Source organism: Pseudomonas sp. PDM15 (assembly GCF_014851565.1).
Lineage (GTDB): Bacteria > Pseudomonadota > Gammaproteobacteria > Pseudomonadales > Pseudomonadaceae > Aquipseudomonas.
Window position 1 is genome coordinate 195,786 of record NZ_JACVAA010000006.1, and the last position, 25,023, is coordinate 220,808.

The 25,023-nt window shown below is 66.7% G+C and carries 23 protein-coding genes and 1 pseudogene; 10 read left to right on the forward strand and 14 right to left on the reverse strand.

The genetic code is table 11. The features are described from left to right. Positions 1–9: 9 nt before the first annotated feature. Entirely contained in the window at positions 10–1,206 is a 1,197-nt protein-coding gene (locus IB232_RS17625; RefSeq protein WP_192399888.1) for a class I SAM-dependent rRNA methyltransferase, read from the reverse strand. Between the two features lie 189 nt (positions 1,207–1,395). Beyond that, complete coding sequence (locus IB232_RS17630; protein ID WP_192399889.1) at positions 1,396–1,935, reverse strand: type 1 glutamine amidotransferase domain-containing protein; 540 nt, start codon at positions 1,933–1,935, stop codon at positions 1,396–1,398. Positions 1,936–2,125: 190 nt separating this feature from the next. Here IB232_RS17630 and IB232_RS17635 point away from each other — a divergent pair, with 190 nt between their 5' ends. From IB232_RS17635 to IB232_RS17650, 4 genes are all read left to right on the forward strand, one after another. Then, a complete protein-coding gene (locus IB232_RS17635; protein WP_192400073.1) occupies positions 2,126–2,938 on the forward strand; it encodes an HDOD domain-containing protein in 813 nt (270 codons plus the stop codon). Positions 2,939–3,009: 71 nt separating this feature from the next. After that, the gene (gene mutM, locus IB232_RS17640; RefSeq protein ID WP_192399890.1) at positions 3,010–3,822 is read left to right on the forward strand and encodes a bifunctional DNA-formamidopyrimidine glycosylase/DNA-(apurinic or apyrimidinic site) lyase; all 813 of its coding nucleotides are present in this window, start codon (positions 3,010–3,012) and stop codon (positions 3,820–3,822) included. A gap of 50 nt (positions 3,823–3,872) precedes the next feature. Continuing rightward, positions 3,873–4,451 carry a lysophospholipid acyltransferase family protein gene (locus tag IB232_RS17645; RefSeq protein WP_192399891.1) on the forward strand — a complete coding sequence of 193 codons (579 nt, stop codon included), beginning with the start codon at positions 3,873–3,875 and terminating at the stop codon, positions 4,449–4,451. An 83-nt stretch (positions 4,452–4,534) separates the two neighbouring features. Beyond that, positions 4,535–4,873: a multidrug transporter gene (locus tag IB232_RS17650; RefSeq protein WP_192399892.1), complete on the forward strand. Its 339-nt coding sequence runs from the start codon at positions 4,535–4,537 to the stop codon at positions 4,871–4,873. A gap of 58 nt (positions 4,874–4,931) precedes the next feature. Here IB232_RS17650 and ggt read toward each other — a convergent pair whose 3' ends face one another. The 7 genes from ggt to IB232_RS17685 form a co-directional block, all read right to left on the reverse strand. Continuing rightward, the gene (ggt, locus tag IB232_RS17655; RefSeq protein ID WP_192399893.1) at positions 4,932–6,605 is read right to left on the reverse strand and encodes a gamma-glutamyltransferase; all 1,674 of its coding nucleotides are present in this window, start codon (positions 6,603–6,605) and stop codon (positions 4,932–4,934) included. Positions 6,606–6,685: 80 nt separating this feature from the next. After that, positions 6,686–6,937 (reverse strand): YfhL family 4Fe-4S dicluster ferredoxin, encoded by a 252-nt coding sequence (locus IB232_RS17660; protein WP_137974688.1) that lies wholly within the window; start codon positions 6,935–6,937, stop codon positions 6,686–6,688. Positions 6,938–7,062: 125 nt separating this feature from the next. Continuing rightward, a complete protein-coding gene (coaD, locus tag IB232_RS17665; protein WP_192399894.1) occupies positions 7,063–7,542 on the reverse strand; it encodes a pantetheine-phosphate adenylyltransferase in 480 nt (159 codons plus the stop codon). Between the two features lie 78 nt (positions 7,543–7,620). After that, positions 7,621–8,007, reverse strand: a complete 387-nt coding sequence (locus IB232_RS17670; RefSeq protein WP_192399895.1) for a phosphopantetheine adenylyltransferase — start codon at positions 8,005–8,007, stop codon at positions 7,621–7,623. 3 nt (positions 8,008–8,010) lie between these two features. Continuing rightward, on the reverse strand, positions 8,011–9,603 hold the full coding sequence (locus IB232_RS17675; RefSeq protein WP_192399896.1) for a GMC family oxidoreductase: 1,593 nt from the start codon (positions 9,601–9,603) through the stop codon (positions 8,011–8,013). A gap of 45 nt (positions 9,604–9,648) precedes the next feature. Next, positions 9,649–10,194 (reverse strand): twin-arginine translocation pathway signal protein, encoded by a 546-nt coding sequence (locus tag IB232_RS17680; protein WP_192399897.1) that lies wholly within the window; start codon positions 10,192–10,194, stop codon positions 9,649–9,651. A gap of 9 nt (positions 10,195–10,203) precedes the next feature. Further along, complete coding sequence (locus IB232_RS17685) at positions 10,204–11,634, reverse strand: coniferyl aldehyde dehydrogenase (RefSeq protein WP_192399898.1); 1,431 nt, start codon at positions 11,632–11,634, stop codon at positions 10,204–10,206. 145 nt (positions 11,635–11,779) lie between these two features. On the opposite strand from IB232_RS17685, the gene IB232_RS17690 reads away from it, so the two are divergent. The 5 genes from IB232_RS17690 to IB232_RS17710 all read left to right on the forward strand — a co-directional run bounded on the left by IB232_RS17690 (position 11,780) and on the right by IB232_RS17710 (position 18,410). Next, complete coding sequence (locus tag IB232_RS17690) at positions 11,780–12,442, forward strand: TetR/AcrR family transcriptional regulator (RefSeq protein WP_192399899.1); 663 nt, start codon at positions 11,780–11,782, stop codon at positions 12,440–12,442. Positions 12,443–12,580: 138 nt separating this feature from the next. Then, positions 12,581–13,975 carry a diguanylate cyclase domain-containing protein gene (locus tag IB232_RS17695; protein WP_192399900.1) on the forward strand — a complete coding sequence of 465 codons (1,395 nt, stop codon included), beginning with the start codon at positions 12,581–12,583 and terminating at the stop codon, positions 13,973–13,975. 3 nt (positions 13,976–13,978) lie between these two features. Then, on the forward strand, positions 13,979–15,307 hold the full coding sequence (locus IB232_RS17700; RefSeq protein WP_192399901.1) for a glycosyltransferase family 2 protein: 1,329 nt from the start codon (positions 13,979–13,981) through the stop codon (positions 15,305–15,307). Beyond that, positions 15,308–17,368 carry a TolC family protein gene (locus IB232_RS17705; protein ID WP_192399902.1) on the forward strand — a complete coding sequence of 687 codons (2,061 nt, stop codon included), beginning with the start codon at positions 15,308–15,310 and terminating at the stop codon, positions 17,366–17,368. It begins immediately after the preceding gene. A 7-nt stretch (positions 17,369–17,375) separates the two neighbouring features. After that, positions 17,376–18,410, forward strand: a complete 1,035-nt coding sequence (locus IB232_RS17710; RefSeq protein WP_192399903.1) for an HlyD family secretion protein — start codon at positions 17,376–17,378, stop codon at positions 18,408–18,410. On the opposite strand, the gene IB232_RS17715 is transcribed toward IB232_RS17710, so the two are convergent. Both IB232_RS17715 and IB232_RS17720 read right to left on the reverse strand, forming a co-directional pair. Then, positions 18,407–19,390, reverse strand: a complete 984-nt coding sequence (locus IB232_RS17715) for a hydrolase (RefSeq protein ID WP_192399904.1) — start codon at positions 19,388–19,390, stop codon at positions 18,407–18,409. The two genes, IB232_RS17710 and IB232_RS17715, sit on opposite strands and share 4 nt — an antisense overlap. Before the next feature lie 72 nt (positions 19,391–19,462). Beyond that, on the reverse strand, positions 19,463–20,356 hold the full coding sequence (locus IB232_RS17720; RefSeq protein ID WP_192399905.1) for a glycosyltransferase family 2 protein: 894 nt from the start codon (positions 20,354–20,356) through the stop codon (positions 19,463–19,465). 20 nt (positions 20,357–20,376) lie between these two features. On the opposite strand from IB232_RS17720, the gene IB232_RS17725 reads away from it, so the two are divergent. Continuing rightward, positions 20,377–21,315 carry a UDP-glucuronic acid decarboxylase family protein gene (locus IB232_RS17725; RefSeq protein WP_192399906.1) on the forward strand — a complete coding sequence of 313 codons (939 nt, stop codon included), beginning with the start codon at positions 20,377–20,379 and terminating at the stop codon, positions 21,313–21,315. A 248-nt stretch (positions 21,316–21,563) separates the two neighbouring features. Here the strand turns inward: IB232_RS17725 and rsmD are convergent, their stop codons facing one another. From rsmD to IB232_RS17740, 3 genes and pseudogenes are all read right to left on the reverse strand, one after another. Next, positions 21,564–22,157: a 16S rRNA (guanine(966)-N(2))-methyltransferase RsmD gene (gene rsmD, locus IB232_RS17730; protein ID WP_192399907.1), complete on the reverse strand. Its 594-nt coding sequence runs from the start codon at positions 22,155–22,157 to the stop codon at positions 21,564–21,566. Then, a complete protein-coding gene (locus IB232_RS17735; protein ID WP_192399908.1) occupies positions 22,157–23,641 on the reverse strand; it encodes a M16 family metallopeptidase in 1,485 nt (494 codons plus the stop codon). The genes rsmD and IB232_RS17735 overlap by 1 nt, the downstream gene beginning before the upstream one ends. Next, positions 23,637–25,002: pseudogene (locus IB232_RS17740) on the reverse strand (M16 family metallopeptidase); the annotation flags it as partial. The gene IB232_RS17735 and the pseudogene IB232_RS17740, both read right to left, overlap by 5 nt. Between the last annotated feature and the right edge of the window lie 21 nt (positions 25,003–25,023).

Genomic DNA, 25,023 nt, shown 5'->3' on the forward strand with positions numbered 1-25,023 from the left:
TTATGCTGCTCAGCTGTTGGGCAGCAGGCGTACGGTCAGGCTCTTGATGTAGCGGGTCTCGGCGATGGCCGGGTGCACCGGATGGTCCGGGCCCTGGGCACCGCGCTCGAGCAGCTGGATGTTGCGGTCCAGGTGGCGGGCGCTGGTCAGCAGGATGTTCTGCAGATTGTCTTCTTCCAGGTGCATGGAGCAGCTGGCGCTGACCAGGATGCCGTCCTTGTTGAGCATGCGCATGGCGGTCTCGTTGAGGCGGCGATAGGCGGCCTCGCCGTTCTTGATGTCCTTCTTGCGCTTGATGAAGGCGGGCGGGTCGGCAACGATCACGTCGAAGCGCTCCTCGGCGGACTTCAGCTCCTTGAGGGCGGCGAACACGTCGCCTTCCACGCAGGTGACCTTCTCGGCGACGCCGTTGAGGGTGGCGTTGCGCTCCACGCCGTCGAGGGCGAAGCCGGAGGCGTCGACGCAGAACACTTCACTGGCGCCGAACGTCGCAGCCTGCACGCCCCAGCCGCCGATGTAGCTGAACAGGTCGAGCACGCGCTTGCCCTGGACATAGGGTGCCAGGCGCGCGCGGTTCATGCGGTGGTCGTAGAACCAGCCAGTCTTTTGGCCTTCCAGCACCGGGGCCTGGAACTTCACGCCGTTCTCTTCCAGGTCGACCCACTCCGGCACCACGCCGAAGGCGGTGTCGACGTAGCGCTCCAGGCCCTCGGCATCTCGGGCGGCGGAGTCGTTCTTGAACAGGATGCCGCGCGGCTTGAGCACCTGGACCAAGGCCTCGATCAGCGCGTGCTTGCTGCGCTCCATGGTGGCGGAGGCCAGCTGCACCACCAGGTGATCGCCGAAGCGGTCGACCACCAGGCCGGGAAGCAGGTCGGAGTCGCCGTAGACCAGGCGGTAGAAGGGCTTGTCGAACAGGCGCTCGCGCAGGCTCAGGGCCACGTTCAGGCGGTGCACCAGCAGCGACTTGTCCAGCACATGCTTGACATCGCGCGACAGCAGACGGGCGCAGATCAGGTTGTTCGGGCTCATCGCCACGACGCCCAGCGGCTTGCCGCCGGCTGCTTCGAGGATCGCCTGGTCGCCGGCCTGGAAGCCGTGCAGCGGGGTGGCGGCCACGTCGATCTCGTTGCTGTAGACCCACAGATGACCGGCGCGCAGGCGACGATCGGCGTTGGCTTTGAGGCGCAGGGCGGGCAGGGTCATGGGGGCGCTCCGGAAAAAAGAGCGCGATTATACCCCGCCCACCCCACCCGGAACCTGTTTACGAGCTTTGAGCTGGAGCCAGGCAAGGCGAGCGCGGGTGAGGGCGCGGAGTTTACAAGTCGTAAATGAGCAGCCCGAGACCGTGCTCAACGAAGCATGGTCGACGATCAAGAGGTCGTAGGCAGGTTCTCAGGCCGCCAGCGACTCCAGCAATGCTTGGTTGAACGCTGGCAGGTCGTCGGGTTTGCGGCTGCTGATCAGGTTGCCGTCGCGGATCACTTCCTTGTCCTGCCAGTCGCCACCGGCATTGCGGATGTCGTCCTTGAGCGACGGCCAACTGGTCATGGTCTTGCCCTTGACCAGCCCGGCCGAGAGCAGCAGCCAGGCGCCGTGGCAGATCACCGCGATCGGTTTGCCGGATTTCTCCGCGGCCTGCACCAGGGTCAGGGCGGCGGTGTCGGTGCGGATGGTGTCCGAGTTCATCACGCCGCCCGGCAGGACCAGGGCGTCGTATTCCTCGACCTGGGCGGTGTCAAAAGTGCCGTCGACCGGGAAGCTGTCGCCCGGTTTGTCGTGGTGCCAGCCGCGCACCTGGCCTTGCTTGGCGGACAGGATGTCGGCCTGGGCGCCGGCCTGTTCCAGGGCCTTCTTCGGCTCGGTCATCTCGACCTGTTCGAAACCATCGGTCACCAGCAGGGCGACGCGTTTGCCTTTCAGGGACAGCGACATGGTGGAACCTCCTCCATAGGGAATGTCACTGTTCCGACCGGCCCGGGGTGGAAAAGGTCAGCCAAAGGTTTAACCGCCTTGTCGTCGTGTCTCGGTTAAACTGTAGGCTCGTTCACACTCTCCACGTGTCTTTTCCATGGCCCAAGAACTCTCCGCCGAACAGATCCAGCAGGTGCTGCAGGGCATCAGCGTGCCGCCGCAGCCGCAGATCATGGTCGATCTGCAGATGGAGCAGTTCCTGCCCAACCCGGATCTGAAGACCATCGCCCGGCTGATCAGCCAGGACCCCGGCCTCTCCGGCGCGCTGCTGAAGATCGTCAATTCGCCGTTCTTCGGCCTATCCAATCGCATCGCCTCGATCCAGCAGGCGGTCAACCTGCTGGGCTGCAATTCGGTGATCAACCTGATCAACGCCCAGTCGATCAAGGGCGAGATGAGCGACGAGACCATCGTTATCCTCAACCGCTTCTGGGACACCGCCCAGGACGTGGCCATGACCTGCCTGACCCTGGCCAAGCGCATTGGCTACCAGGCGCCGGACGAGGCTTATACCCTCGGCCTGTTCCACAACTGCGGCATCCCGCTGATGCTCAAGCGCTTCCCCAATTACATGACGGTGCTGGAAGAGGCGTACTTCAACGCCAGCAGCGAGCGTCGCGTAGTGGATACCGAGAACCGCCTGCTCAACACCAACCATGCGGTGGTGGGTTACTTCACCGCCAAATCGTGGAACCTGCCGCTGCACCTGTGCGAGGCCATCGCCAACCACCACAACGCGCTATCGTTCTTCGAGGACGACACCGGCCGCGATGCCCAGCTGAAGACGCTGATGGCGATCCTCAAGATGGCCGAGCACATCTGCGGCAGCTTCCGGGTGCTGGGCAACCAGGAAGCCGATCACGAGTGGGACAGCATCCAGCAGCATGTGCTGGAGTATGTCGGCCTCACCGAGTACGACTTCCAGACTCTCAAGGAAAGCATCCACGACCTGGGGGCCGGCTAGGCGGGTCTCCCTGCTCGGTGGCTTTCCTGCTAGGGTGGCGTTCCGCTGAGTTGTACCCCGCGAGTGCGTGAATGCCTGAATTACCCGAAGTCGAAACCACCTGCCGCGGTATCGCCCCCCATCTCGTCGGTCAGCGCGTCAGCCGCGTGGTGGTGCGCGAGCGCCGACTGCGCTGGCCGATCCCCGAAGACCTCGATGTGCGCCTGTCCGGGCAGCGCATCGAATGCGTCGAGCGGCGCGCCAAGTACCTGCTGATCCAGGCCGAGAGCGGCACCCTGATAGGTCACCTGGGCATGTCCGGCAACCTGCGCCTGGTGCCGGTGGGAGCGCCGGTGGCCAAGCACGAGCATGTCGACATCGAACTGGAGTCGGGCCTGGCGCTGCGCTACACCGACCCGCGGCGCTTCGGCGCCCTGCTGTGGAGCAATGACCCGCTCAACCACGAGTTGTTGCTCCGGCTGGGGCCGGAGCCTCTGACCGATGCCTTCGATGGCGAGCGTCTGTACCAGCTGTCACGGGGCCGCTCGATGGCGGTCAAGCCGTTCATCATGGACAACGCGGTGGTGGTCGGGGTCGGCAATATCTACGCGACCGAGGCGCTGTTCGCCGCCGGCATCGACCCGCGCCGCGAGGCCGGCTCCATCTCCAGGGCGCGCTATGTGGCGCTGACCGTGGAGATCAAACGCATCCTTGCTCACGCCATCGAGCGCGGCGGTACCACCCTGCGCGACTTTATCGGTGGCGACGGTCAGCCCGGCTATTTCCAGCAGGAGCTGTTCGCCTATGGCCGTGGTGGCGAGTTCTGCAAGATCTGCGGTGCCACCCTGCGCGAGGTGAAGCTGGGCCAGCGCGCCAGCGTGTACTGCCCGAAATGCCAGCGCTAGGGTGTCAGCTCTCTAGCCGCACAGAATAAGAACAAGCAGTAGGAACAACGATGCACGGCAACTACCTGCCGCCCAATCCGTTCGCCGAATGGCTGGGGCGTAGCGCACTGAGACTGATGGGCTGGCGCATCGAGGGCGCGTTGCCGAGGATCGACAAGTTCGTCGCCATCGGCGCCCACCATACCTCCAACTGGGACTTCGTGATCTTCATCGCGCTGAAGTTCGTCCTGCGCCTGAATGCCCGCTGGTTCGGCAAGCACAGCATCTTTCGCTGGCCCTTCGGCGGCCTGCTGCGCAGCTGGGGTGGCATCCCGATTCAGCGCCATCTGAGTCTGAACATGGTGGACCAGGCAATCCAGGGCTTCCGCGATAACCGCGAGTTCATTCTGGTGATATCGCCGGAAGGGACACGCAAGAAGGTAGAGCGCTGGAAGATGGGCTTCTACCATATCGCCCTGGGTGCCGGCGTGCCGATAGTGCCGGCGGCCCTGGACTTCGGCCATCGCCGGGTGGTGATTGGCGCGCCATTCCAGCCCAGCGGTGACGCCGAGGCGGATATCCGGGCATTGCTGGCTTTTTTCCGCCCCTATGTGCCGAAGAAGCCCGAATACGCATTCCACGGCGATTGACGGCGTTCACGCTGACAATTGCGCGAGCGCTGTTATAGTTAGCTGCAACGCTCTGCCATAACTACACAATGAAGGATCGCGCCATGAACCTGTTTCGCACCACCGCCGCTGTCTTGGCTCTGACCACTGGCCTGCTGGCACTGCCGGCGCAGGCGGAGGTGGTTCAGCAGAATACCAGTGGCGATCCTATCTACACCGCCAACGCACCCAAGGGCTATGCCATGGCCGGTGACCTGATCATTGCCCGTCCGCTGCTGATCGCAGGCACTGTGATCGGCGCGGGTCTGTTCCTGGTCAGCCTGCCGTTCACCGCCGCCGGCGGCAACGTCAAGGAGGCCGGCCAGGCGCTGGTGGTGGAGCCGGGCATGGCCGCCTTCGTACGCTGCCTGGGCTGCACCGAGAGCGGTTACAAGAAGGACTGATCCTTCCGCCGCTCCACTCAAGAAGCCGGTCCTTGTGACCGGCTTCTGCGTTTCTGCCCTATGGCCACAGCTCCGCGCGGCCCACGCCGCGTGGGTCGCTGGCCGCTTCCACCCGACCGCTGCCCTTGTGCCACAGCAGGACCTGCTGGTTGCCGTAGCTGCGCTCCACGCGCTTGAGCCGATGTCCGCGCATTTCCAGGCTGCTCAGCTGGCTGGGGCTGAAGGCGTCGGCCTCGTACTCGATCACGTCCGGCAGGTACTGGTGGTGATAGCGCGGCGTGGCCGGCCACTGTTGCACCGGCTTGCCATCCAGATAGTCGAGCGCAGCCAGCAGCACCATGCTGGGGATGCGGCTGCCGCCTGGCGTGCCGAAGCTGGCCAGCTCCTGGTCGCTCTCGATAAAGGTCGGGCTCATGGAGGACAGCGGCCGCTTGCCGGCGGCGATGGCATTGGCCTGGCTGCCAGCAAGGCCGTAGGCATTGCTGCCGCGTGGGTCGGCAGCGAAGTCGTCCATCTCGTTGTTCAGCAGCACGCCGGTGCCCGGTACGGTGAAGGCGGCGCCGAACGGCAGGTTGATCGACAAGGTCGCGGCCACCGCATTGCCCTCGGCATCAATCACGGTGAAGTGGGTGGTGTGGTCACCCTCACGCCAGGACGGCGATGGCGGCAGGCTGGCGCTGGGTGAGGCGTTCTGCAGTGCGATGCCTTTGGCCAGCCCCTTCAGGTAGTCGGGGGCGAGTAGCTGGGGCAGGGGGTTGCGCACATGGTCGGGGTCGCCCAGCAGGCCGCGGTCGCGGTAGGCGCGGCGCAGGGTTTCCACCACGTAGTGGCTGCGTTGCACCGCCCCGGCCTTCTGCCAGGGCAGTTGCTGCAGCATCAGCAGACTCTGCGCCAGCGCCACGCCACCGGCCGATGGCGGTGGCGCGCTGATCAGCTCGCGTCCGCCGTCCAGCGACACGCGCAGGGGTTGGCGCTCCACTACCCGGTAGTCACGCAGGTCACGGGCGCTCCACACACCGCCGCCGGCCTGGACTCCTTCCAGCAGCAGGCGCGCCGTTTCGCCGCCGTAGAAGCCGGTGTGACCGTCGCGCGCCAGGCGCTCCAGCGTGCGCGCCAGCGCCGGCTGGCGCAGCAGGCCATGCAGCGGCGGGAGACGCTCCTGGTCGAGGAAGATGGCCGCGCTGGTTGGGTCCTGCCGCAATGCCTCCAGGCGCCACTCGGCACGTTCGCGATAGACCCGGTCGATGCCGACACCGTCGCGAGCGAGGCGGATGGCCGGGGTCAGCGAGTCGGTCAGCGGCAGCTTGCCGTAGCGCTCGGCCAGATGGGCCAAGGCTGCCGGCAGGCCGGGAATGGCCGCGGCCAGCGGGCCGTTGAGCGACAGCTCGCGCTGCACCGTGCCATTACGTCTGTAGAGGTCCGGGCCGGCGCTCAGCGGTGCGCGTTCACGGGCGTCGATGAAACGGTAGGTCGGCTTGTCGCCGGCCTGGCGCAGCAGGAAGAAGCCGCCACCTCCCAGACCGGAGCCATAGGGTTCGGCCACAGCCAGCGCGGCGGCGATGGCTACCGCGGCATCGAAGGCATTGCCGCCCTGGGTCAGGGTTTCCAGGCCGGCGACGGTAGCGGCGGGGTGGGCGGTGGCGACGGCAGCCTGCTGTGGCTTGGCTGGAGCGGCCTGGGTGGCCAGCGTGCAGGCCAGCAGCGCGCCGGCGAGAAGATGTTTGGCAAGCATGGGGCGATCCGTGCGGGGCAGGCCTAACAGCCTAGCGGAGATCGATACCCAGTGGTGGCGACTGTGACTCGCTGACGCGATCAGGCCTTGCCGGTGATCAGGCGGTACTTGTCCATCAGCTGCTCCTTGGTCTCGACGCGGGCCTCGTCGAGCGGGATGCAGTCCACCGGGCAGACCTGCTGGCATTGGGGTTCGTCGTAGTGGCCGACGCACTCGGTGCACAGGTTGGGGTCGATCACGTAGATCTCCTCACCCTGGGAGATGGCGCCGTTGGGGCACTCGGGCTCGCAGACGTCGCAGTTGATGCAGTCGTCGGTGATTTTCAGGGACATCGGGCAACTCCTGCCAGACCCGTTGGGCATGGCACTTTCGGGCATTCAATGGGCGAATTGTGCCGGATTGCCGGGCATCGCGCCACGCACGGGCGACCGGGGTCACCCGGACGGAGTCTCGAAGGTCAGCGTTTGAAGCGCTCGGCCAGGGCCTCGGCCACCGCCGGATGGACGAACTTGCTGATGTCACCGCCCAGCGCCGCGATCTCGCGCACCAGGGTCGAGGAGATGAAGGAGTATTTCTCCGACGGGGTGAGGAACATGCTTTCCACGTCTGGCGCCAGCTGGCGGTTCATGTTGGCCAGCTGGAACTCGTACTCGAAGTCCGACACCGCGCGCAGCCCGCGCAGCAGGATGTTGGCGTTCTGTTCCTTGACGAAGTGCGCCAGCAGCGTGGAGAAGCCGACCACCTCGATATTCGGCAGGTGCGCGGTGACTTCCCGGGCCAGCGCCACGCGTTGCTCCAGAGGGAACAGCGGATTCTTCTTCGGGCTGGCGGCGACTGCGATGATCACGGTGTCGAACAGACGCGATGCGCGCTCGATCAGGTCGCCATGGCCCTTGGTGATGGGGTCGAAGGTACCCGGGTACAACACTCGATTCATCGCGAAGTCCTGCTCGGAGCGGTTGAAGTGCGCGGATGGTAGCGCAGCGTTTCCCCCGCGGCCAAGCAGAGGAAATCCTCAGTGGCCGCCAGCGGCCAGGCGCCAGTGCAGCGGCAGCACCAGCAGCAGGCAGGCCAGGGCCACCCAGTCGGCCACTACCACGCGGCGTAAGGCCTCGTTGTAGAGCGGCGCGCTCCAGGACAGCAGGAGGAAGCTGATGACGCTAAGCAGACCGCCGAGCAGCGCCAGAGTGCGCAGCCCGGGAATGAAGGCAGCTGCCACCAGCAAGGCGCCGAGCAGGCCGAACAGCACCGCGCGGTGGCGCATGAGTATCTGCAGGTTGGGCTCGTCCAGCGCCAACCCGTAGAGCGCGTTGAGCCGTTCGCCGCCCAGCACGCCGGCCAGCGGCAGCAGGTGGATGATGCCGGCGACCAGCAGCAGGAGGGCGATCAGCTTGTTCGCCATGGTTCAGGCCTTCAGGCGCTCGGCCAGCAGGGTCGAGAGCTTGGCGGTGAGGCCGTAGATCGACAGCTGCGGGTTGGCGCCGATGCTGGTGGGGAACAGCGAGCCGTCGTGGATCGACAGGTTTTCCAGCTGGTGGTGGCGACCCAGGCTGTCGGTCACCGCCATCTTCTGGTCCTCGCCCATGGCGCAGCCGCCCATCACATGGGCGCTGCCAAGGCGGGTCTGGAACAGGCGCAGGTCGAGGCGGTCGATAAGTGCCTTGGTCTCGGCCAGGCTCTTCACGTACTCGGCCTGGGCATGCACCGGCAGCACGGCCTTGGCGCCGGCGGCGAACTGGATCTCGGCCATGCTGTGGAAGGCCCGGCGCAGGCCGTCCCAGGTGTAGTCGGTCATGCGGTAGTCGAGCACCGGCGTGCCGTCGCCGCGCAGCTCCACCGTGCCCTCGGCGCTGTCCGGGTGGAAGCCGTCGCGCATCAAAGCCAGCATCACGTTGGTGTGCGGTAGCTGCTCCATGCGCATGGCGTTGTCGACACCGAAACGGCCGAGCAGGGTGGCCGCCAGGGCCGGCTGCAGCGGCGGCACTTCCAGCTTGTAGGACATATGCCCGGTGGCGCCGTCATCCCACTGGAAGTGGTCGGAATACACTGACTGCGGCGCGCCGTAGAACGGATTGATGACCTGCTCGAACTGCGCCGCGGAGAAGTTCACCAGGTGCAGGAAGGTGCGCTTGCCGACCCGCTCGTGCGGGTCCGGCGTCTTGGAGCGCAGCAGCAGCGCCGGCGAGTTGATGCCGCCGCCGGCCAGCACGTAGTGGCGGGCCTTGACCATGATGCGCCGGCCATTGGGCGCCACGCTGCGCTCGTCCATGCCCAGGCATTCCAGGCCGCTGACGTGATTGCCGTCGTGGATCAGGCGTTCGGCGCGGGCCAGGTAGAGCAGGGCGCCGCCCTGGTCGAGCGCAGCCGGGATGGTGGTGACCAGCATCGACTGCTTGGCGTTGACCGGGCAGCCCATGCCGCAGTAACCGAGGTTCCAGCAGCCACGCACATTGCGCGGGATCACCTTCCAGCCATAGCCGAGTTTGTCGCAGCCGGCGCTGATCACCGCGTTGTTCGGGTTCGGCGGAATGGCCCAGGGCGCGACGCCCAGGCGCTGCTCCATCTTCTCGAACCAGGGCGCCAGCTCTGCGACGCCGTGGCCCTTCACGCCATGGGCGTCGGCCCAGTGGGCCAGGGTCGGCTCCGGGGTGCGGAAGCTGGAGGTCCAGTTGACCAAGGTGGTACCGCCCACGGCGCGACCCTGCATGATGGTGATGGCGCCGTCCTTGCTCATGCGGCCGATGCCTTCCTGGTATAGCTGCGGGTAGGCGTCGGCCTCCTGCATCTTGAAGTCGCTGCTGGTCTTCAGCGGACCTTCCTCGATCAGCAGCACCTTGAACCCGGCGGCGCTGAGGATTTCCGCCGTGGTGCCGCCACCGGCGCCGCTGCCGATGATGGCGACGTCGGCCTCCAGCAGCAGGTCTTTTTCCAGGCGCGAGCCGTCATAGGTGGTCCAGCCACGGGCCAGGCCGTCGCGGAAGATATCGGGTACAGGCATGTTCAGGCTCTTTTCTTGTAATTCTGCAAAGGGACGAGGTAGGCGTCAGAACTGGGGCGGGCCGGGGTAGCCGCAATGGGCCCAGGACTGGGGCCGGGCATACCAGGACATCAGCACCACCTGCAGCAACGAGGCGTGGCCCATGCGCAGCAGGTCCAGCGAGCTGTGCTCCCAGCGGGCGAGGAACTGGCGGATGTCTTCCGCGCTGGCGTTTTCCCAGCTGCCCCAGATGCCGGTCAGCGGGCCGCGGGTAACGGTCATGGCCAGCACGTCGAACAGCTGCTGGGTGAGCTTGAGCAGTTCCGGCGACAGGTGATGCAGATTGTGGTCGATGCCCTGCAGGGTGGCGTCCACCGCCGCCTGCATGGCTTCCGCTGGTACGGCACCCTCCAGCACCACCGGGATCAGCGCGCGCAGGCTGGGCAAATCACTGCCGCGCAGCACGGCGAAACCGGCGGCAGGGCCGCCGGCCGAACAGCCGCTGAGGCTGGCGGTGACCCCGGCGGTGGCGAGGAAGGCGCCGCCCAGCAGGCCGACCTTGAGCAGGCCGCGGCGCGACAGCTGCGGCGCGGCGTTGGAGATATCGCTCATCTGCGCCCCTTAGCGGATAAACAGCTTCTGGATCAGCTTCTGAATCGCCGTGCCGTAAGGCGGGTAGATGAAGCGCGCGGCGTTGAAGCGCTGCTTGATCAGCACGCCCTTGGCCTTGCTGAAGGTCAGGAAGCCCTCGTGGCCATGGTAGTGACCCATGCCGGACGGACCGACGCCGCCGAATGGCATGTCGTCCTGGGCCACGTGCAGCAGGGTGTCGTTCAGACACACGCCGCCGGAATGGGTCTCGTGCAGCACACGCTGCTGCTCGCCCTTGTCGTAGCCGAAGTAGTACAGGGCCAGCGGGCGCGGGCGCTCGTTGATGTAGGCGAAGGCGTCGTCCAGGCGCTGGTAGGGCACCACCGGCAGCAGCGGGCCGAAGATTTCCTCCTGCATCAGCTTCATCTCGTCACTGACGTTGAGCACCAGGCTGTGGGCCATGCGGCGACCCTGATCGCCGGGGAACAGCGGGACCAGTTGCGCGCCCTTGGCCTCGGCATCGCTGATGTAGCCCTTGAGGCGGCCCAGCTGGCGCTCGTTGATGATCGCGGTGTAGTCCGCATTGTTTTCCAGCTTCGGATAGAAGCGCTGCACGGCGGCGCGGTAGGCGGCGACGAAGCCCTCGACACGGTCCTGCGGCACCAGCACATAGTCCGGCGCCACGCAGGTCTGCCCGGCGTTCATGGTCTTGCCAAAGGCGATGCGCTCGGCGGCGTCATCCAGCGGCACCTCGGCGGAGACGATGGCCGGCGACTTGCCGCCCAGTTCCAGGGTCACCGGCACCAGGTTCTCGGCGGCGGCGCGCATCACATGCTTGCCGATGCTGGTGGCACCGGTGAACAGCAGATGGTCGAACGGCTGGCGGGAGAAGGCCTGGCCGACCTCGGCCTCGCCCAGCACCACGGCCACCAGGTCCTCGGGGAACACCTTGGCCAGCAGGTCCTTGATCAGTTGCGAGGTGGCCGGCGTGGATTCGCTCATCTTGATCATCACCCGGTTGCCGGCGGCCAGGGCGCCGATCAGCGGACCGAAGGCCAGGTACAGCGGATAGTTCCACGGCACGATCACGCCGACCACGCCCAGCGGCTGGTAGACCACATGTGCCGAGGCGGGCTGGAAGGCCATGCCGACATGGCGGCGCGAGGGCTTCATCCACTTGCCCAGGCGTTTGCTGGCGTAGTCGATGCCGTGCAGGCTGGGCATGATCTCGGCCAGCAGGGTCTCGCTGGCGGCGCGGTTGCTGAAGTCGCTGGACACCGCATCGATCAGGGCCTGCTTCTCGCCCAGGATCAGATCGCGCAGGGCCTTGAGCCAGGCGCGGCGCTGTTCGGCCGAGGGCATCGGATTGGCGCGGTAGGCAGCACGCTGGGCGGCCAGTAGCGGCGCCAGGGCGTCGATCTGCTGTTGGTTTTGTTGGAGATAGGCAACGTCGGCGACCATGGCGGAGCGTCCTCTGTGGGAACGGCGGAGTGGATGAGGATGATTTTTAGAGTAATTGCTCTAAACTGTCAATCGAGGACTGCGCCGGTCGTCAGATCGAGCACTTCCCTGTACTTTTGTCCCCCTTTGCCGCGTGAGCCGAACCATGGCCCCGAAGAACAAGACCCGCGAACGCATCGTCGAAGCCAGCCTGGAGCTGTTCAACGCCCAGGGCGAGCGTAGCGTCACCACCAACCACATCGCCGCCCACCTGGGCATGTCGCCGGGCAACCTGTACTACCACTTCCGCAACAAGCAGGCGATCATCGCCGAGCTGTTCGCCGAGTATGAGAGTCGGGTCGCGGTATTCCTGCGCCTGCCCGAAGGCCGCGCCTTGACGGTGGCGGACAAGACCTTCTATCTGGAAGCGCTGCTGGCGGCCATGTGGCACTACCGCTTCCTCCATCGCGACCTCGAGCACCTGCTGGAAAGCGACCCGGAACTGGCCGAGCGCTACCGCGCCTTCGCTCACCGCTGCCTGCAGGCCGCCACCGAGATCTACCATGGCTTCGTCGCCGCCGACGTGCTGGCCATGGACGCCCAGCAGATCGAGGCGCTGACCCTCAACAGCTGGATCATCCTCACCTCCTGGGTGCGCTTCCTCTGCACCATCCGCAGCAATCCCGGCGATCTCAGCGAGGAGCTGATGCGTCGCGGTGTGTACCAGATCCTCGCGCTGGAGAGCGGCTACGTCACCGACGCCGCGCGCGACGCGGTACAGGCCCTGCTGCAGCGCCTGCACGTACCGATGGAGGTGGTCGTTGGGTGAACAGGTGTCAACTTTGTGTCGACTGCGTCACTAGCTGAACAACTCGTCAGAAAAATCGTCATTAAATCGGCGTCATGCTAAATTTGCTCATTGTCATGGTGGCCGTTTGCCGCCTTCGTCGATCTTCGAGTTGCACTGATGCCGACCAACACGCCCCGTGTCGCAGTCCTGGGCGCTGCCTTCTCCCGTTTCCATGGGCTGGAACCGGATCGCTTCGCCGACCTCACCAGTCTGCTGGCCGCGCCCGCCTACGACGTGCTGCTGATCGACCTGCCCGGCGCCTCCGCCGGCCAGCTGCTGCGCAGCCTGCGCCTGGAGCAGCAGTATCGCTTCGCCCTGGTCTATTGCTGCCAGGACCAGGACGCCTGGTGCGAGGCTCTCGGCGACGGCCGCCCGCCGGCCGATCTGGGAGCCATCACGCCGTTGTGGCGCCTGTGGCAGGAGCGCTTCCACCTGTTCAACCGCGGCGCCGCGCCGGAGCGTTTCGAGGCACGGGTACTGGCCTGGCTGTGGCTGCGTTCGCGCGGCGACGTGCACGCGGTGCGCGACGCCGGCGTCGCCCAGCACTATCGCTACCCGCTGCTGGAAGCGCTCAGCGACGGCGAGACCGTCAATGATTTCTCCTGGCTGCAGCTGATGCTGCAGCAGGGCTGGCTGGAGGAGGGCGCGCTGCTCGACCGCCTGCGCCTATGCACTGACTGCGGCTCCGGCCGGCTCAACTACGTCGACGTCTGCCCCGAGTGCCAGGCTCTGGACATCTCCCGCCAGCCGTCGCTGCACTGCTTCACCTGCGGCCACGTCGGCGCCCAGGAGCATTTCCTCAAGGACGGCCTGTTGCTCTGCCCCAACTGTCTGAGCCGACTGCGCCACATCGGCAGCGACTACGACCGGCCGCTGGAGAACTACCGCTGCCGCAGCTGCCAGGCGTTCTTCGTCGATGCCGCGGTGGAGGCACGCTGTCTGGACTGCGGCGAGCGCCACGCGCCGGACAAGCTGCGCGTACGCGAGGTGCGCCACTTCCGCCTGGCCGAGGCCGGGCGCCTGCGCTGCCGCCAGGGTTTCAACACCAGCCCGGCGGAGAACGACCAGTTCGGCCGCCTCAACCTGCTGTCGCAGCGCAGCTTCCACGAGCTGCTGGAATGGCAGCTGCAGCTGACCCGGCGGCACAAGACGCCGCACTTCGCTCTGCTCGGGGTGCGCTTCGTCAACCTGTTGGAGACCCTCGAACGCCTAGGCGAGATGCGCGGCCACGCGCTGATTGACGGCCTGGTCGAGCGCTTGCAGGAGGCGGTGCGCGAGACCGACCGCTGCTGCCGGCTGAGCGAGGAAGTGCTGTGGCTGCTGATGCCGCACACCGATGCGCCCGGCCTCGAGGTGGTGAAGAAGCGCCTGGCCAAGGGCGCCGAACGCCTGGCCAGCGATGCCGACACCCATGTCGAAATGCGCCAGGTCGGCTTCGTTGCCCCCGAGGAACTGGTCGACCAGGAAGACGCCGCGCTGCTCCTTGCCCGCCTGGGCGGCCTGCTGGCCTGATCCATGGAGGCGGTCGTCCAGCAGTGGTTGCAGCTATTCACCGAGCTCGGCAAGAGCGACGGCCTGGTGCGCCTGCTGGTGACCCTGTTGCCGGCCTTTCTGCTGCTGGAGGTGCCTCTCAACATGCTGGTGCTGCTCGGTGTGCTGCGCTGGTTCGTGCGCAAGCCCTTCGAGCTGCCGCCCGACAACGGCTACCGGCCGCGGGTGTCGTGCATCATCACCTGCTACAGCGAGGGGCTGGACGTGCAGAGTACCCTGCGCAGCCTGTGCGAGCAGACCTACGCCGGCGACATCGAGATGATCCCGGTGGTCGACGGCGCCGCGGTGAACAAGCCGACCATGCAGGCGGTGCGCGATTTCCAGGTCGACCGCACGCTTTACCCGCGGCGCCTGCTGCGCCCGATCGCCAAATGGCAGCGCGGCGGCCGGGTGTCGTCGCTGAACTCCGGGCTGGCCCACTGCACCGGCGAGATCGTCATGGCCCTGGACGGCGATACCTCGTTCGACAACGACATGGTGGTCAACATCGTCCGCCACTTCGCCGACCCCGACGTGCCGGCCGTGGCCGGCAGCCTGCGGGTGCGCAACTGGAAGGCCTCGCTGACGGCTGCGATGCAGGGCCTGGAGTACCTGCTGTCGATCCACATGGCGAAGATCGGCCTCAGCGAGTGGAACCTGGTGAACAACGTCTCCGGGGCCTTCGGCGCGTTCCGCCGCAGCTTCCTCGACAAGATCGGCGGCTGGGACACCCACACCGCCGAGGACCTCGACATCACCCTGAGGATCAAGAACTACTTCGGTCGCCAGCCCCTGCGCATTCCATTCGAGCCGCGCGCCATCGGCCACACCGACGCGCCGACCACCTTCAGGCAGTTCCTCATGCAGCGCCTGCGCTGGGACGGCGACCTGTACTTCCTGTACATCCGCAAGCACCGCCACAGCTTCAACCCACGCCTGCTCGGCTGGTCCAACTTCCTCATGACCCTGGTCAGCGGCTTCTTCTTCCAGCTGGTGCTGCCGTTCATCATCTTCGGCTACCTGGTGGTCGGCGCGTTCGTCCTGCCGCTGGCCAACTACCTGGCGCTGGCCGTTCTGATCTACCTGGTTTACCTGGGAGTGACCCTGCTGATGTACCTGGCCATGCTGGCCATGGTTTCCGAGCGGCCGCGCCAGGACCTGCGATTGTTGCCTATCGTTTTCCTGTTCCCCCTGTTCATGCTGGTGATGCGCTGCTGGAGCGCCGTGGCGATGCTCAACGAAGCGCTGCGCCGCGGCCACGAGGAGACCAGCATGGCGCCCTGGTGGGTGCTGAAGAAGGCCAAGAGGTTCTAGATGCTGCGTACCCTTCCCCTGATCGGCCTGCTGCTGGCCGCCGGCCTGGCGCGGGCCGAACCGCTGCCGCTGCAGAGCCTGTTGGCCGGCCTCGACGACAGCGCCGTGGCCCGTGCCGGGCGTGCCGAGCAGGACGCCCTGGCGGCCCAACGCGAGCAGCGCGAAGCCGAGTCCGGCTGGCAGTGGTATTCCGCCGCCAGCACCGGCCATTACCGCGAGTTGATCACCGAGGACGTGCGTGACGACTACTACGGCCGAGACCTGGCCCTCGGCGTGCGCCACCCGCTGCTCGGCAGCCTGCGCCGCCAGGTGCAGGCGGTCGAGGCGGTCGAGCTGGAGCAGCAGCGCCAGCAGGCCCGCGGTCTGCTGCGCCGCGCCGAGCAGCGCCTGGCCCTGCGCAGCGCCTATGCCGACTGGTGGCGCGCCGAGCAGGAGCAGCGCTGGTGCGGCGACCTGCTGCCGGCCGCCCGCGAGGCCCGCGCGCGCCTGCAGCGGCGCCAGAGCGAGGGCTGGCTGCTGGCCTCCGAGGCGCGCCTGCAGCAGGGCCAATGGCAGTTGCTGGAGCGCCGTTGTCAGCGCGCCCCGGAGCTGGTTGAGGAGACCCGCGCGGCCCTCGCCGGTATCGCCGGCCAGGCCATCGACGCCCAGCAGCAGGCCGAGGCCGAACCATTGGCGCCGCAGATGCGTCCGCTCGCCGCCTGGCAGCAGGCGCTGGACGACCACCCGCGCCTGCGCGAGCGCCAAGACGAGCTGCGCCAGGCCGAACGCAATCGCCAGTCGCCCTGGTATTCCGCAGTGGATTCCAGCTTCAGCCTGGCGCAGAGCTACGAGGACCGCAGCGGTGCGGACAAGCCCGGCGATGGCCTGGTGGCCAGCATCAGCCTGTCGGCGCCCTTCGACCTGCTGAGCTATGGCAAGGCCCGTGGCCGTGAGGGCGAGGCGCGCCACCAGGCCGCGCTGGCGCGCCTGGAGGCCGAGCGCGAGCAGCTGCTGCTCGGCCTCGGCCAGGCCCTGCGCGCCCAGCGCACGGCGATGGACGAGCTGAGCGGCGCCCGCGAGGAGCTGAGCGCGGCCCAGCAGGCGCGCCACGAACAGGGCCTGCGCCGCGATGCTGAGCTGGAGCGCGGCGTGCAGGGCGAACTGGCCGCCGAGCTGGGCCATTATGGCGCCGGCCTGCGCCTGATTGCCGCCTGGCACGCGGCCTGGCTGCGCGAGGCGGCGCTGCGCCTGTTCGTCGAAGACGATGGCGCGTTGGCCAGCCTGTTCGGCGACGCTCGTGAGCGCTGGAGTCTGGCGGCTGTCGCTGCCGGCGAATGGAGCCAGGGCGTGTATGTCTGGGACAGCCGCCGCCTGCTGCAGGCTTCCAGCCGCCGCGCCGAGCTGCGCGACCTGCGCCGGGCCGGCATGCAGCGCATCTATGTCGGTCTGTCCGCCGCCCAGGTGGCGGATATCCCGGCCCTGCGCCAGCGCCTGCAGAGCAGCCTCGACGAGGCGCACGGCCAGGGCCTGCAGGTCGGCCTGCTGCTGGGCGATCCGGCGTGGATCGAACCGGCCGGGCGTCAGGGGCTGCTGAACCTGCTCGGCCAGCTGCAGGGCCTGCCGTTCGATGCCCTGCACCTGGATCTGGAAGTCGAGCAACTGGGTTGGCCGGTACCGGACAGCCGCCTGCAGGGCTGGCTCGACACCCTGGCCGCAGTGGCCAGCCTCAATCCCTGGCCGCTGGAGCTGTCCAGCCACCACCGCTGGTTCGCCGAGCCGGCCGCCGGGCAGACCTGCGTGCCCTGCGCCCTGCCGCAGCGCGGCGTGCAGCAGGTCAGCTTGATGATCTACACGCGCAATGCCGAACGCAGCGCCGAGCTGGCCGAGCAAATCGCCCAGCGCTGGCCGGCCCTGCGCTTCCGCCTGGCGCAGAGCGTCGAGCCGCAGCTGTCCGCCGAGGAGAGCTGGGCCGGCGTGTCGCCCCGTCAGTTACAGCAGCAGGTCGAGCGTTGGCGCGTGCGCCTGCAGCCGGTGGGTGTCACCGGCATCGACTGGCAGGACTGGACCCATTACCCGCACTGAGCCTTTCATGAAGATCCGTTTCAGCAGTTCGAAGGAACAACAACCCACCCAGGACCACGGCCTGCAGGTGCTCTACGCGCCCGGCAAGCGCCTGGCCTTCAAGCTGCGCTGGTACCTGATCCTGCTCGCCGTCACCAGTCCGCTGCTGTGGCTGGTCGGCCGCGCGCTGCTCAGCGTCTGGCTGATCGAGGCGCCGGCCCAGCTGCAGCTGACCACCAGCGAGCTGCGCGCCCGTGAGCCGGGCCAGGTGCAGCAGGTGCTGGTGCGCCCGGGCGAGCGGGTGACGTCCGGACAGGTGTTGGTGCGCCTGGACAACCCGGAGTGGCGCGCGCGTCTGGCATTGCTGGCCGAGCCGCCGGCGCCGCCGGTGGTGCCCACCGATGACGCCTTGGGCGCCCGTGAGCGCGACACTCTGCAGCGTCTGCTGGTCAGCGCCGAGCAGCGCTTGCGGCAGCTTTCCGGCCTGCAGGCGGCCGGCGCCGCCACGCGCGGCGAGGTGCAGGCGGCGCGCGATGAACGCGATCGTCGCCAGCGCGACCTGCTGCAGTTCGAGCGTCAGCAGCGGGTGGTGACGGTACCGGACGCCGGCGAGCAGCAGCGCCTGCTCGAGCGCGCCTGGCTGCAGGCGCGTCTCGAGGGCCTGACCTTGGAAGCCGCGGCGCCCGGCGTGGTCAGCGAGGTGCTGGTGGCCGAGGGCGAGAATGTCGGCCCGGGCACCCTGCTGCTGCGCCAGCACCGCCTGGACGAGGCTCAGCTATGGGTTTATCTCGACCCGCGCGACGCCGAGTACGCCGTGCCCGGCCAGCGCTTCCGCCTGCTGATGCCCGACGGCAGCCGCCTACCGGCAGAGGTGATCCGCCGGGTCGAGGACACCATCGCAGTGCCGGCCGAGCTGCAGCCGGCCTTCAGCGCGCCGAGCCGTCACCTGCGAGTGCTGGCGCGCCTGCAGGGCGAGTTGCCGGAGCAGTGGCGCATCGACCGCCTCGGTCTGACGGCACGCTTCCCGCACCGCTGGGGCTGGCTGAACGCCTGGGCCGACTAACGCCCGCCAGCTAGCCAGGCGGGAATGCGGCGCTCCAGATAGAACTCCGGCCGCCGCGGCGAGCCGCCGATAAAGCCGACATGCCCGCCGCGTCCGTGCAGCTCCAGATGGGTGCTGCGCGACAGTTCCTGGGCCTGCGGTACGCTGTGGGGGAAAACGAAGGGGTCGTCACTGGACTGGATGATCAGCGTGCGCGTGCGGATCCGCTCCAGGTAGTAGCGGCTGGATGCGCGCCGGTAGTAGTCGTCGGCGTCGGCATAGCCGTGCAGCGGCGCGGTGAACCGGCCGTCGAAGTCCCAGAAGGTGCGCATGCCTTCCAGCGGACCCAACTGCTGCAGTGCCGCCAGGCGTTCGTGATGGCCCTCGTCGGTGAAGCGCTGCTGCTTGTCGCGCACGTAGGCCACCAGCTCACGCATGAAGTGCGCCTGGTAGACCTTGGAGAAGCCGCGGTCAATGCGTTCGGCGCAGTGGTCCAGGCGGAACGGCACCGACACCGCCACCGCGCCCTGCAGGCCGGAGTCTGTGCCGCTCTCACCCAGATACTTGAGCAGTACGTTGCCGCCCAGCGAATAGCCCACCGCGTACAGCGGCGCCAGCGGCCGCTTGGCCTGCAGATGGCGCACCACGCTGACCACGTCCTCGCTGACCCCCGAGTGGTAGCCGCGCGGCAGCAGGTTGGGCTCGCCGGAGCAGCCACGCCAGTTCAGCGCCACACTGGCCCAGCCCTGGGCTGCCAGTTGCTGCTGCAGGCCGAGCACATAGTGCGAACTGGAGGAGCCGGTCAGCCCATGCAGCACCAGCACCAGCGGCGCCGTGGCTTCATGGGGGCCATGCCAGTCCAGGTCGAGGAAGTCGCCATCCTCCAGCCACAGCCGCTCGCGTTGCCGTGCAAGCGCAGGTGGTGTGCGGCAAATCGAGCCGAACAGCGTCTGCAGGTGCGGGCTGGGTAGCCACCAGGCGGGAGAGAAGGGCTCAGGCATGGGGAGGAGCTCGGACTTCGTACAGAAGCAGATTAGGGTTTAGCGGGTAGCAGGTGAAGCCCCCGGTAGAGGTCAGTCGATCGTGGCGGCCCGCTTCGCTGCTGGTCCCAGTATGCGCACCTGGCTTTTTCTCGCACCGAAGAATCCGTAGCGCCGGCGCTTCGCAATCTCGAGCTCCAGGTCGAGCAGTTGATCATCGACAGTGACCAGATTGTGGGCCTGTAGGCGAATGGCGAAAGTGCCTGGTCGAGTCGCATGATGTTTCAGCTCGTCGCTGATGCTATTCAGCATATGTTGGCGGGTTTCAAGAGGGATATCCCGTATCCCGAGGCCGCGCAGGTGCGACTTGACCTTTACATAACAGCTGTTGATCAGGCTCTGGATCGAGATGTTCTTGATCTCGTGGAAGGTGGTGCGCTCGTCATCGGCGTGGGGAATGGGTTCGACGAACTGGTTGGGGTAGTAGGCTGGTTGGGCGTTTCCTTCCTGGGGAAGCCTGGCGTATAGATCGATATCTTCGCCGCCCCAGCCGCGGAACACTTCGTCGTAACCGCGCGCTGTCGTAAAAGCTGTGCGGGTGCAAAGGAAGGTGCCAGCGATCTCCTGCAGCTGCCGGCCATCAGCCAGACTAGGTCGATAGAAGCGTCCGTCCTCAAGACTCTGGCGCATCCAATCCAGCCAACCGCTTTTCACCTTGATATCGGCATCGATGAAGCACAGCCAGGGGGCCGAAGAATGAGCGGCGCCGATATTGCGAGCGCGGGGCAGGCAGAAGCCGGGGTCATCGTTGACCCGGATGACTTTGACTTCTGGGTAATGCTCTTCGACCCAGTTCCCCGTGTTGTCAGGGCATCCGTAATCCACCAGAATTATTTCCGCCGGTGACTCCGCAGTTATTGTCGGCAGTGTCTGCTGTATATGGTGCAGGCGGCCTTTGCAGGTGGTCACGAAGGCTATCGGATACATAAGTAATCTCAGGGTCGACTATGCGAGTGCTGGTAACAGGCGGGGCGGGATTTATTGGTTCGCATATATGCCGGCGTCTGCTCGAAGATGATCACGAAGTGTTATCGGTGGATAATTACTTCACCGGCAGTCGGCAGAACATCCAAGACCTGTTGAGCAATCCTCGCTTCGAGGCCATGCGCCATGATGTGACTTTCCCGCTCTATGTCGAGGTTGATCGCATTTTCAACTTTGCCTGTCCGGCCTCGCCGATACACTATCAGCGCGATCCGGTGCAAACAACCAAGACCAGCGTGCACGGCGCGATCAATATGCTGGGCCTGGCCAAGCGGACGGGTGCCCGGATTCTTCAGGCATCCACTTCGGAAGTTTACGGTGATCCGGAGTGTCATCCGCAGACAGAAGGTTATTGGGGACGGGTCAATCCCATCGGCATTAGAAGTTGTTATGACGAAGGCAAGCGTTGTGCGGAAACCTTGTTCTTCGATTATTCCCGGCAGCACGCACTCGATATAAAAGTGGTGCGTATCTTCAATACCTATGGACCAGGCATGCAGTTGCACGACGGTCGTGTCATCAGCAACTTCATTGTTCAGGCGTTGCGTGGTGAAGATATCACCATCTACGGTGACGGCAGGCAGACCCGCTCCTTCTGCTTCGTCTCGGACTTGGTCGAGGGTGTAATTGCGATGATGGACAGCCCGGTTGACCTGCCGGGGCCTGTGAATCTGGGCAATCCAGCGGAATGCAGCATCACCGAGATCGCCGAGACCATCATCGGCCTGTGTGGCTCTACCTCGAAGCTGACCTATATGCCGCTGCCCGAGGATGATCCTCGCCAGCGCCAGCCGGATATCTCCCTGGCCCGTGAGCGGCTGCATTGGCAGCCCAGGGTCGCGCTTGAGGATGGTCTGCGCGAAACGATCGGTTATTTCCGTGGCGTGCTTGGCCTGAGGTGAGGTTCGGCTAGCGCCGGGGGCGCGCCAGGATTTTCCAGGCGGCAAACAACAGGATCAGCAGGGCCAGGAGGCGTTGGGTGGTCAGGCCGAGCAGCAGGCCCGGCCTTTCGCGCACACTGATGCGGCTGGCGAGGTCCAGACCGATTCCCGCTCCGTCAGCAGCAAGGGCAGGGCGAGGCCGATCAGCAGCAAGTAGGGCAGATTGGCGTGAATGAAGTCCCTCAGCGACGAAGGCTGCCTGGGCATCTTCAGCCCCGCGCCCACAGCGCGTAATACACCTGCCCGGCCTTCTGCTCGCGGTGCAGGCGCCAGTTGCCGGGCATGGCCAGGGTCGAGGGGGCGGTCTCGCTTTCGGTGTAGATCCAGGCGTCCTTGGCCAGCCAGCCTTTTTCTTCCAGCAACGCGCAGGCTGGTGCCAGCAGGTCCTGGCCGAACGGTGGGTCGAGGAACACCAGGTCGTAGGGGTGGGGCGTCTGGCTTTCCAGATGCTGCAGGGCATTGGTCTGCAGCAGCTGGCCATTGCTGCATTTCAGCGTGGTGAGTATCTGCCGCAGGCTGGCGATGGCGCTGCTGTTGCTGTCCAGGGCTAGCGCGCTGCTGGCGCCGCGCGACAGGGCTTCGAGGAACAGCGCGCCGCTGCCCGTGAAGCAATCCAGCACATGGGCGCCTTCGACATAGGGCGCCAGCCAGTTGAACAGCGTCTCGCGCACGCGGTTGGGCGTCGGGCGCAGGCCGTGGGCCATTGGGAAGCTGAACTGTCGGCTGCGCCACTCGCCTGCGATGATACGCAGCTGGCCGCTGCCGTTGTGGTCTGCGGGTTTGTTGCCTGGGGACTTGCGCATCAGTGCTCCGGCGGGCCGGCCGGTTGTTCGGCGGGCTTGTCGGTGGGTGGGGGCAGCGGTTTCTGCGCGACCGTGGGGCCGGCGGTGACGATGACCAGCTTGTCGGTCGCCAGGTGCTTGGCCATGGCGGCCTTCACCTGCTCCACGCTCAGACCCTGCACTTCGCTCATGAAGTCGTCGAGGTAGGTCAGCGGCAGGTTGTAGAAGCCCATGCTGCCGAGCTGTCCGACGATATCGGCGTTGCTCGCGGTGGTCAGCGGGAAGCTGCCGACCATCTCGCGCTTGGCTTCGTCCAGCTCTTTCTGGGTCGGGCCGTTGGCCAGGTAGTCGCTGAGGATGTCCTGCACCAGCTTTAGCGTGCCTTCGCTCAGTTCGGCGCGGGTCTGCAGGTTGATCATGAACGGCCCGCGGGCCTGCATGGCGCTGAAGCCGGAATAGATGCCGTAGGTCAGCCCGCGCTTCTCGCGTACCTCTTCCATCAGGCGGGTGCCGAAACCGCCGCCACCGAGGATCTGGTTGCCCAGCATCAGCGCGGCGTAGTCCGGTTCGCGGCGGTCGACGCCGAGCTGGGCCAGCATCAGATGGGTCTGGTTGGACGGGAATTCGATATGGCTGGGACCGGCCTTGGGCTCCTCGGGCTGGGCGATGCGCGGCAGCGCAGGACCCTTGGGCAGGGAGGCGGAGACCTTGGCCGCGATGGCCTCGGCCTCGGCACGGGACAGGTCGCCGACCAGGGCGATCACCACGTTGCCGGCCGCATAGGCCTTGGCATGGAAGGCACGCAACTGCGCCACCGAGATGCCGGGAATCGACTGCTCGCTGCCTTCGCTCGGGTGGGCATAGGGGTGCGTGCCGTACAGGCGCTCGAACAGTTGCAGGCCGGCCAGCTTGCCGGGGTTCTGCTTCTGGTACTCGAAGCCGGCCAGCAGCTGGTTCTTGATCCGCGCCAGGGCATCCTGCGGGAAAGTCGGCTGGCCGACGACCTTGTTGAACAGGGCCAGGGCCGGCTCGCGCTGCTCGGCAGCGCTGAGGCTGCGCAGGCTGGCGATGGCCATGTCGCGGTAGGCGCCGTTGCCGAACTCGGCACCCAGGCTTTCGAAGCCTTCGGCGATGGCGGTGACGTCCTTGCCGGGCACGCCCTCGTTGAGCATGGCGTTGGTCAGGGCGGCCAGGCCGGGCACGCCGTCGTCATGGCTGCTGCCAGCGGCGAAGGTCAGGCGCAGGTCGAACATCGGCAGCTGGCGCGCCTCGACGAACAGCACCTTGGCGCCTTCGGTGGTCTGCCATTGCTGGATATCCAGGGTGCGCTTGCTCGGCGCCTTGCCTTCCAGGGCGGCCAGCGATTCCAGGCCGGTGGATGGCGCGGGCGCTTCCGCCAGGGTCGGGGCCTGGGCGCTGCGGCTGGCGATATAGGTGAGCAGGCCGATCAGTAGGATCAGGCCGAGGCCGAGCAGGCCGTAACGGATGCCGTTGCGTTCGCTCATGGCTGGGCTCCTTCTGCGGCTTTCTCGGGCAGGATGTGGGCGACCGACAGGCGCGACGGGCTGAAGTAGGTGCGTGCGGCCTTCTGGATATCGGCCGGGGTCACCGCTTCGAGGGCGGCGAGGTCTTTGTCCATCAAGGTCCATGACAGGCCGACGGTTTCCAGTTGGCCGATGGTGGTGGCCTGGCTGGTGATCGAATCGCGCTCGTAGACCAGGCCGGCGATCACCTGGGCGCGGACCCGGGCCAGCTCATCCGGGCTTGGTGGGGTGCGCTTGAGGTCGTCGAGCTGGGCCCACAGGCCGGCTTCGGTCTGCTCCAGCGTGACGCCCTTCTGCACGTTCGGCGTGGCGGAGAGCATGAACAGGCTGTCGCCGCGGGCGAAGGCGTCGTACCAGGCGGAGGCACCGGACACCAGTTCCTGGCCACGCTCCAGGCGCGATGGCAGACGGGCGCTGTAGCCGCCATCGAGCAGGGCGGAGAGCAGGCGCAGGGCATGCACCTCGCGCGCGTCGGCGCTGGTGGCGATGCCGGGCACGTTGAAGCCCATCAGCAGGCTCGGCAGCTGGGTCTTCACGTGCAGCTTGATGCGTCGCTCGCCCGGTTCGGCCAGCTCCCGCGGGGCCTTGGCCGGCGGTACGTCACGACGCGGGATGGCGCCGAAGTAATGCTGGGCCAGGCCCTGCACCTCGTCGCGGGTCACATCGCCGACTACCACCAGAGTGGCGTTGTTCGGCGCGTACCAGGCCTGGTACCAGGCACGCAGCTCCTCGACGGTCATGCGATCGAGGTCGGCCATCCAGCCGATGGTGGGAGTGTGGTAGCCGCTGGCCGGGTAGGCCATGGCCTTGAAGCGCTCGTAGGCCAGCGAGGTGGGTTTGTCGTCGGTGCGCAGGCGGCGCTCTTCCTTGATCACCTCGATCTCGCGGGCGAACTCGTCGGCCGGCAGCTTGAGGCTGGCCAGGCGGTCGGCCTCAAGTTCGAAGGCCACGGCCAGGCGGTCGCGCGACAGCACCTGGTAGTAGGCGGTGTAGTCGTCGCTGGTGAAGGCGTTCTCCTCGGCGCCGAGGTCGCGCAGGATACGCGAGGCCTCGCCGGGGCCGAGCTTGCGGCTGCCCTTGAACATCATATGTTCGAGGGCATGGGACAGGCCGGTCTGGCCGGGCGTCTCGTAACTGGAGCCGACCTTGTACCAGAGCTGGGAGACCACCACGGGGGCGCGGTGGTCCTCGCGGACGATGACCTTGAGGCCGTTGTCCAACTGGAATTCGTGGGTCGCTTGGGGTTCGGCGGCGATGGCCGCCAGGGGCATGCAGAACGCGCTGAGGAGCAAGCCGGCGCAGCGGCGGGCGAGTCGTGTCATAGGGGCTCTTGACCTGTCGGA